Here is an 8,545-nt window from a genome sequence, read left to right on the forward strand (position 1 = left end):
AAACACGCAACCACGCAAACCAGAGCGCGCAAAAACCCAAGGAAACGGCATAATAGCGCGCTTCCCTCGGCGTGTCGCACAAGGCGCTTTTTTCGCATTTCCGCCTTGCTAATCACCACAATACGCTTCAGAAGAGTTCCGAACAGCAGCGAATCCGCTATACGGCGGGCGTGTCGCGAACGAGGAAGAACCTCAGCACATCATCATCACGCCAAATGTCGTTCACCGAAAGCGGGTATACCTGTAGTCATGACGAAGAAAATCGCTATATTGACCGGCGCCGGCATCTCCACGTCCGCCGGCATCCCCGACTTCCGCGGCCCGGACGGTGTGTGGACTAAACACCCCGACCAGATGAGCGTCTATGACATCGACCTGTTCCTGACCAATAAGGAGGATCGCGAATACTCCTGGCGCTGGCAGAAAGAATCTCCCGTATGGAATGCGCAGCCGGGCGCCGCGCACAAGGCACTCGTCAAGCTGGAGAAGGCCGGCATGCTCACGCTGCTGGCCACGCAGAATTTCGATGCGTTGCATGAAAAGGCCGGCAACAGCCCGGATCTCATCGTCAATCTGCATGGCACCATCGGCACATCGCATTGCATGAAATGCCATCAGGAATACGACACCGCCGACATCATGGCGCGACTGGATGAGGAGCCGGACCCGCATTGCCATCGCAAGCTCAAGTACCGCGGCGACATGCCATGCAACGGCATCATCAAGACGGATGTGGTGTATTTCGGCGAAGCATTGCCGGACGGTGCAATGGAGAAGTCCTACGAACGCGCCACCAAGGCGGACGAGCTGTGGGTCATCGGCTCGACGCTTGAGGTGTTCCCGGCGGCGAGCATCGTGCCGGTGGCCGCGCAGGCCGGAGTGCCGATCACCATCATGAACATGGGACGTACGCAATACGACCGGTTGGCCACACGCCTCATCCATGAGGACATCGCCGTGGCGCTGCCCAAGCTCGTGGACGAGACTATCGCGGAGAACAGCTGACACAACTGCTTGGGGCAACGGCCGAAGGGGAGCCATAATCCTGTTCGCGACATACTCAAGGCATCGGCTTGCGCCGGTCTTCGCAGCAAGCCGCTCACCTCGCCTATGGAAAACCCTTGGGCTTTCCATTTCACGGCTCAGCAGCCAAGCCTACGGTCGCGAACAGGATTAGGGCTCCCCTTCTCAGTTCCAGCGAATAGTTACGTCAGTGTTCTCTATGCAAAAAGCGCAAATCAGTAGATGCGCTTGGGCTGGAATCCGGCCTCACGCAAGGCCGCAAGAATGCGGTCGATATGGTCGGGCCCGTTGGTCTCCACCGTGACGCCCAACGACACCGCATTGGTGTAATGGCCGGACGCCTTGAACTGGTCATGGTCAAGCTGAATGACGTTGGCCCGCTGCTCGGCCAGCAACGTGGCCACCTTGACCAGCTGGCCCGGAATATCCGGCAACTCGACCTCAAAGTTCATGATGCGGCCACGGGCGATCATGCCCTTCTGGATGACCGCGCCCATGGTCACGGTGTCGATGTTGCCGCCGGACATGATCGGCACCACCACATGCGGGCCTCCGGCCGCGGCGAACTTGCGCGAGCGCAGGTTCAGGTGCTCCAGCGCCGCCAAGGACACGGCTCCAGCGGCCTCGACCACCAACTTGTGCTTTTCGAGCATGAGCAGGATCATCTCGTTGATGTCGCGCTCGGAAACGGTCACGAGGTCGTCCAGAAACTCGTTGAGCAGTGCGAACGGCAGGTCACCCGGATGCTTGACGGCGACGCCTTCCGCGGACGTGACCACCTGATCGGCCGGGGAGACATGACCGGAGGTCAGCGAGTCCTTCCATGCCGGAGAGCCTTCCGGAATCGCGCCGATCACGCGGACTTCCGGCTTGAAGGTCTTGATGGCCAGAGCAACACCGGCACCGAGGCCGCCACCGCCCAGCGGCACCACCACATCGGTGACGTTCGGCACATCCTCCAAAATCTCAAGGCCGATGGTGCCTTGACCGCAGATGACCTCATAATCATCGAACGGCGGCACGTAAATCATGCCTTGGGTTTTAGCGAGTTCGGCGGCATGGGCGGCCGCCTCGTCGAACACATCGCCGTACAGCACCACATCGGCACCGTAGGCCTTGGTGGCATCCACCTTGAGCGGAGGAGTGATGGTCGGCATGCAGATGGTGGCTTTGGCGCCACGCTCCCGCGCCGCATAGGCCACACCCTGCGCGTGGTTGCCGGCGGATGCGGTGACGATGCCACGGGCCAACTGCTCCTCGGACAAGGATGCGATCTTGTTGTAGGCACCGCGAATCTTGAACGATCCGGTAACCTGTAGATTCTCAGGCTTGAGCAGAATCTCATGGCCGGTCATCTCGCTCAAGACCGGAGAGGGAATGATCTCCGTGTGACGGGCCGTGCCCTTGAGACGCTTGGCGGCGAGCTTCAGTTCCGCTGCATGATCGCGTTGCAGCGCCTTCAAAACATCCTTTTGTTCCATAGTGAGCATTGTAAGACCGTGACTGGCCGCAAAGCGCGGGTATCTCGCTTACGAGGGGTACATCTTCGCGGTAGCGGACAGCTATCTGCGTTGCAAGGGGTACCTCGACACGGAAAACCCGAGTAGAAACGTTGCCATTAAGCCGTTCATACTCGGGTTTTCGCAGATAAGGTACCCCTTGCAACGCAGATAGCTGTCCGGGAAAGCGGAAATGTACCCCTTGCAAGCGAGATAGGGGAACCGCCGGCTCACGGAAGCTGCATATGCTGTCGACTGGAGGGGAGCCCGTCCGCGTTCGCCGCTTACAGCTGGATGACAGCAGCCTCCCACGGGTCGAGCTCGCGATTGGCCAGAGACACCACCGTGTGCGAGGCGTCGTAATTGGTGATGACCACATCCGGCTCGGCGACCCCGGAAGCGATCACAGCGGCGGATTCGCGGGGCAGATCGACGGTACGGCCGGACATGTTGACGACCACCAGCAGCCGTTCGCGGCCCAGCGAGCGGGTGAAGGCGTAGACATGCTCGTCATCCGCATCCAGCAGCTGCCACGCGCCGGCGGCGATCACAGGACGCTCGTGTCGCAGCGCGATAAGACGCTTGTAGAACGAGTACACCGAATCCGGGTCGTCGAATTCGCCGGCCGCATTGATCTCGGCATGATTCGGGTTCACCGAAATCCAAGGCTCAGTCTCGGCATCCGGCGCGGTGAAGCCGGCATAGGCGGAGCCGTCCCACTGCATCGGCGTACGCGAATTGTCGCGGCCGCGCGCGGCCAGACCGGCCATCATCGACTCGGGGGTCTGCACCTTGGCCTCTTCGACGCGCTGACGATAGGCGTTGAGCGATTCCAAGTCGCGGTACTGGTCGAGACGGGTGAAGTGTGCATCGGTCATGCCGAGCTCCTCGCCCTGATAGACGTACGGGGTGCCGCGATGCATGTGCAGCATGAGGCCTAGGGCCTTGGCCGAACGCACACGGTTCTCCTCGTTGGAGTCGTCTCCCCAGCGGGAGACCACACGCGGCTGATCATGGTTTCCGGTGAACAGGCTGGCCCAGCCCGCATCCGCCACGGCGGTCTGATAGCCGGCCATGATGGACTTGAGCTTCGGCAGATCCAGCGGCAACGGCTTCCACTTGACGCCTTCGCAATCGAAATCGACGTGCTCGAAGAGGAATAGCATGTCGAGTTCGCCGTTGGCCGGATCGGTGATGTGTTCGTTGCGCGCCGGAGTGATGCCAGGGGCCTCACCCACCGTGAGGAAGCCCTCACGCCCCTCGAACACCTCACGCCGCATTTCGGCGAGGAATTCGTCCTGACGCGGGCCGTCCGCGCAGAACGGATTCGGGTTGGAGTACCCCTCCTCGCCCACAGGCAAATCCTCGAGTTCACTACCGGCCTCGCCGGGCAGCTTGCCATTGGCATCGGTGCGCTTGGAAATCAGCGTGATGACGTCCATGCGGAAGCCGTCAACGCCGCGGTCAAGCCACCAGTTCATCATGTCGTACACCGCGCGGCGCACATCCGGGTTTTCCCAGTTGAGATCCGGCTGCTTCTTCGAGAACTGGTGGAGGTAGTACTCGCCGCGCTCGGGGCAGTACTCCCACGCCGAGCCGCCGAAGTAGGAACCCCACTGGTTCGGCTCCGCGCCCGGCGTGCCCGGCTCGTGGCCCGGACGGGCAGGACGCCACCAGTACCAGTCAGCGTGCGGGTCGTCCTTGCTCTTGGACGCCTCGAACCAGGCGTGCTCGTCGGAGGTGTGGTTGACGACCAGGTCCATCACAATCTTCAGGCCGCGCTTGTGGGCCTCGGCGAGCAGCTCGTCCATGTCCTCCAGCGTGCCGAACAGGGGGTCGATGTCCCAGTAGTCGGAGATGTCGTAGCCGTTGTCGTCCTGCGGGGACTTGTAGACCGGGGAGAGCCACAGCACGTCCACGCCCAGGTCGGCGAGGTAGTCCAGGCGGCTGGTGATGCCCTTGAGGTCGCCGAAACCGTCGCCGTTGGTGTCCTGGAAGGAGCGCGGGTAGATCTGGTAGACCACCGCGTTCGACCACCACGGGTTCGGGGTCGCGCCGTTGGTGCGGATGGAATCGGGAAGCAGCGGACGATTGAATGCCGTCATCATAGGTTCCTTTCGTTGCAAACGTTGCAAACGTCGTTGTTGCTTGGTTTGGATATACGAATATTGAAACAGCCCGATGGTTTTATTCCCATCGGGCTGTTCAGCGGGCGTGGCGGAAAGTAATTACGGGGCACTGGTACGGAGGCATTGCGCTGAGGGGACCTTCGACGAAGGGACCAGGCGAAGGGGCTCCCCGACGGAGAATCCCCTCGACGAAGAGGCTCCCTCGACGAAGACTCCCCTCAGTCAGCTTCGCTGACAGCTCCCCTCAAAGAGGGGAGCCTCGGTAGTCGCCGGGTAGCCGACGTTTCACATCGGACAGCTCCCCCTCACCAAAAGAGGCAGCTTATGAACAGGCCACCGGGCTTTCCTTTACTTGACGGCGTCCTGCAATTACGGACTCGCCTGCGGCGAGGCTCAATATCACCTCGCGAGTGCGCGGTCTATCGACCGCCCGAGTCGGGCAACAGCCCACTGGGCTGTTGCCTTAATCGACTCGTCTCGCTCGGCGCTGTGAAGTGATGCAGCGCCTTGCGCTGCACTACTTCTAAACCCGCCTGCCAACGGCAGACTGTCATTCTGCCTCACGGCTGCCGCCGTTCGGGGGAGCCTATAAACAGTCCACCGGACTGTTTATTTAACGGCTCCCCTCATCACACCACCGACGACCCACTTTTGGGCGAAGATGTAGACGATGAGGATCGGGGCCATGGCCATGAGGTAGCTGGAGAAGGCCATCGGGTAGTTGGTGGCGAACTGCGAGCTGAACACGTACTGGGCCAGCGGGATGGTCTGGTTCGTCTGATCCGTAAGCACGATCAACGGCAGGAGGAAGTCGTTCCAGGCCCACAGCGCAGTCAGGATGGCGATAGTGGCGTTGATCGGGCTCATCAGCGGGAAGATGATGGTCCAGAAGATGCGCCATGTGGACGCGCCGTCGATGCGTGCCGCCTCCTCCAGCGATACCGGAATCGAGCGGATGAAACCGGTGGCGATGAACAGGTTGGTGCCCAGGCCGAGCACGGTGTACAGGATGATCAGGCCGAACTGATTGTCCAGATGCAGCGAGCCCATCTGCTTGGCGATCGGCAGCATGACCACCGGGAACGGCACGAACATAGCGGCGATGAAGAAGTAGTACAGGAAGCGGAAGAACCGCTTGTCCATGTTGCGGGCCACCGCGTAGGCCACGAAGGTGTTGGTCAGCAGGGTGAGCACCACGGCCACGACCGTGATGATCGCTGAGTTGAGCGCGGCCTTCGGGTAGTTGACCTTGGCGGAGGCATCGGCGAAGTTATGCCATTCCCAGCTGGTGGGCAGGGCGAACGTGCCGGCCTCGGCCGGGGTTTTCAGCGCGGTGACGATGGTGAAGTAGAGCGGCACCAGAATCGTCAACGACAGCACGGCTACGGCGGCGGTCAGCCACCAGTTGATGTTGCGGTCCTTGCGGTACTTGACGGGCGCGGCCTTGGCGGAAGCGCCGGACTTGGACGGCGAAGCGAGAGTTGCGGTAGTCATTGGTCTTTCCTCTCCCCGAAATCAGATCTGTTCCTGGCTGCGGGAGATGCGCAGCTGAATGAAGGCGATAACCGCCAGCACGATGAAGAAGAGCACGGCGTTCGCGGTCTGGTAGGCGTATTCGCCGCCGGTCAGGCCGCCCTTCCAGATGAGGTAGGTGACCGTCTCGGTGGCGGAGTTCGGACCGCCTTCGGTCAAGGCCACGACCTGATCGAACGTGCCGAGCGCGTTCTTCATGGACAGCACGAGGTTGATGGTGAAGAACGGTCCGATGAGCGGGAAGGTGATCTTCCAGAACTTCTGCCATGCGTTGACACCGTCGATGGCGGCGGCCTCGTAGATCTCGTCGTCGATGGTCTGCAGGCCGGCGAGGTAGATGAGCACGGAGTAGGCCACGCCCTGCCACACGGCGAGGAAGACGATCGGAATCCAGCTGAGCTGCTCGTTGGTCAGCAGCGACGTGGACAGCCATTCGATGCCGAGCGCCTTGCCGAGCTCGGGCAGCGGGTTCATGAAGATGTACTTGAACACGTAGCCGATGACCAGCACGGACAGGGTGTAGGGCACGAAGAAGATGGCGCGGAAGCCGTTCTTGAAGGCGATCTTCGAGTTCAGCAGCACCGACAGGAACAGGGCGATCACGTTGATGAGCACCGTGATGGCGATGGCGATGAGCAGCGTGAACAGGTAGGCGTGGCCCACACGGTTGTCCTGGAACAGGGCGATGTAGTTCTTGAAGCCGATGAACTTGTAGTCGCCGTAGCCCTGGGAGTTGGTGAAGGAGTACTTCACACCGTCAAGGAACGGCAGGTACAGGAAGAAGGCGAAGATGATCGCCGCCGGAACCGCCATCCAGTAGTAGGCGGGATCGACCTTGCGCTTGGAGAAGGTGGATACCTTCCTCTTGGCCGGCTTGGCGGCCTTGTGCGATGCGGGCTGACCGATGGTTGCGTTGGACATTATTGTTCTCCTCTCCTGCTCGTCACTCGAAGGTCCTGGCCTGGACCTTGTCCCATTCGGTCTGCATCTGGCTCAGGAAACGGTCGGTGTTCCCGGAGGTCACCATGGTCTGCAGATAGCCGCCGATGTTGATGGACGAGGGAATGTAGTGGTCGCAGAAGTCGGCCAGACGGTTTTCCTTGAAGAACGGGCGCACGGTCTCCAGCGCTTCGTTGCCGAAGTACGTGTCCTTGAGCGGGGTGATGGCGGACTGGGCATCGGCGTAGGCGTCGAGCTGTTCCTTCTGCATCATGAACTCGACGAGCTTCATCGCCTCGTCCTTGTGCTTGGTATTGGCGCCGATGGTGAGCATCACGTCGTCGCCGGCGGTGAGGATCTGCTCATCGGCGTCATCGGAGGCCGGCATCTGCGCGAAGCCGAGGTTGATGTCCTTGTTGATGAGCAGGATCTGCGGGATGGCGTAGGTACCGAGCGGGATGATCGCGGCCTTGCCCTGGGCGAAGCTCTGCGTGCCCTGCTGGTAGGTGACGCCGGTGTCGGCGGTGGAGTAGGTGAAGAGCTCGGCCTCCTTCTCGACCGTGGTCTTCCACAGCTCCTGGAATGTGGTCTTGCCCTGCTTCAGCTCGGTGTACTTGGTTTCGGGCACGAGCGTGCCGGCGAGCGAGGCGAGCGGGGCCTGCGTGGTCCACGCGTCCGCCACGGTGCCTTGAATCGGATTGATGCCGGCGTCCCTGAACGTGTTGAGCATGTCCGTGAACTCGGTCCAGGTGGTGGGTGGGTTCTCCGGGTCGAGGCCGACCTGCTTGAACAGGTCCTTGTTGTAGATGTATCCGGAGGCGTTGCCGGCAAACGGCAGTCCGTACAGACGCTTCTTGGCCGGATCAGTGGTCTGGACCAGGTTCTTGGCGATCTGGACCATGCCCGGATTAAGCTCGTTGACGATGTCCTCGTTGGTGAAGTCGTAGAACACGCCGGATGCGGCGAACATGCCGAAGCTGATGTCGCCGTTGAAGGTGATGACGTCCGGCACGCGGTTCTTCACGAAACGGGTGCGCAGGTCGGTCTGGGCGTTGGCGGAGTTGTTGATGTTGACCTTGATGGTCGGGTTCTGCTTCTCGAAGTCCTGAATGATGCCCTTGAAGGTATCGGCGGCCTCGGATTTGAACTGGAAGAAGTCCAGCGTGACGGTGCCGGCGGTGCTGGAACCGCAGCCGGCCAGACCAAGCCCCACGGCGAGCGCGCACGCCGTTGCGGCTACGCGCATGCCCAGACGCTTCAGTCTGGTCGAGTTGGTGGAATCTGACAGCATATGTGACTCCTTTATCTTTCCTTCCAACCTCCGGCCCCTATGCCGGTAGGTTCTTTCCACGGTTTCCAAGGTACCGTTTCGCCCATTTCATTCCCAGTGCCAGCGAGCCTGCTTGCGCTGGCAATTAAAAA

General features: G+C 61.0%; 6 protein-coding genes. 1 reads left to right on the forward strand and 5 read right to left on the reverse strand.

Annotation, left to right across the window (positions count from 1 at the left end):
- The first annotated feature begins 249 nt into the window (after window positions 1-249).
- The gene (locus tag BG22_RS10565) at window positions 250-1,005 is read left to right on the forward strand and encodes a Sir2 family NAD-dependent protein deacetylase (RefSeq protein WP_094668000.1); all 756 of its coding nucleotides are present in this window, start codon (window positions 250-252) and stop codon (window positions 1,003-1,005) included.
- 233 nt (window positions 1,006-1,238) lie between these two features.
- Here BG22_RS10565 and ilvA read toward each other — a convergent pair whose 3' ends face one another.
- The 5 genes from ilvA to BG22_RS10590 all read right to left on the reverse strand — a co-directional run bounded on the left by ilvA (window position 1,239) and on the right by BG22_RS10590 (window position 8,414).
- On the reverse strand, window positions 1,239-2,504 hold the full coding sequence (gene ilvA, locus BG22_RS10570; protein WP_140495417.1) for a threonine ammonia-lyase: 1,266 nt from the start codon (window positions 2,502-2,504) through the stop codon (window positions 1,239-1,241).
- Window positions 2,505-2,806: 302 nt separating this feature from the next.
- Window positions 2,807-4,627, reverse strand: a complete 1,821-nt coding sequence (locus BG22_RS10575; protein ID WP_140495423.1) for an alpha-glucosidase — start codon at window positions 4,625-4,627, stop codon at window positions 2,807-2,809.
- A gap of 633 nt (window positions 4,628-5,260) precedes the next feature.
- Window positions 5,261-6,145, reverse strand: coding sequence for a carbohydrate ABC transporter permease (locus BG22_RS10580; RefSeq protein ID WP_140495419.1), 885 nt, complete (start codon window positions 6,143-6,145; stop codon window positions 5,261-5,263).
- A gap of 21 nt (window positions 6,146-6,166) precedes the next feature.
- Window positions 6,167-7,105, reverse strand: a complete 939-nt coding sequence (locus BG22_RS10585) for a carbohydrate ABC transporter permease (protein WP_140463525.1) — start codon at window positions 7,103-7,105, stop codon at window positions 6,167-6,169.
- A gap of 22 nt (window positions 7,106-7,127) precedes the next feature.
- Complete coding sequence (locus BG22_RS10590) at window positions 7,128-8,414, reverse strand: ABC transporter substrate-binding protein (protein ID WP_140495421.1); 1,287 nt, start codon at window positions 8,412-8,414, stop codon at window positions 7,128-7,130.
- Between the last annotated feature and the right edge of the window lie 131 nt (window positions 8,415-8,545).

The organism is Bifidobacterium sp. UTBIF-78 (assembly GCF_006408945.1).
Lineage (GTDB): Bacteria > Actinomycetota > Actinomycetes > Actinomycetales > Bifidobacteriaceae > Bifidobacterium > Bifidobacterium myosotis.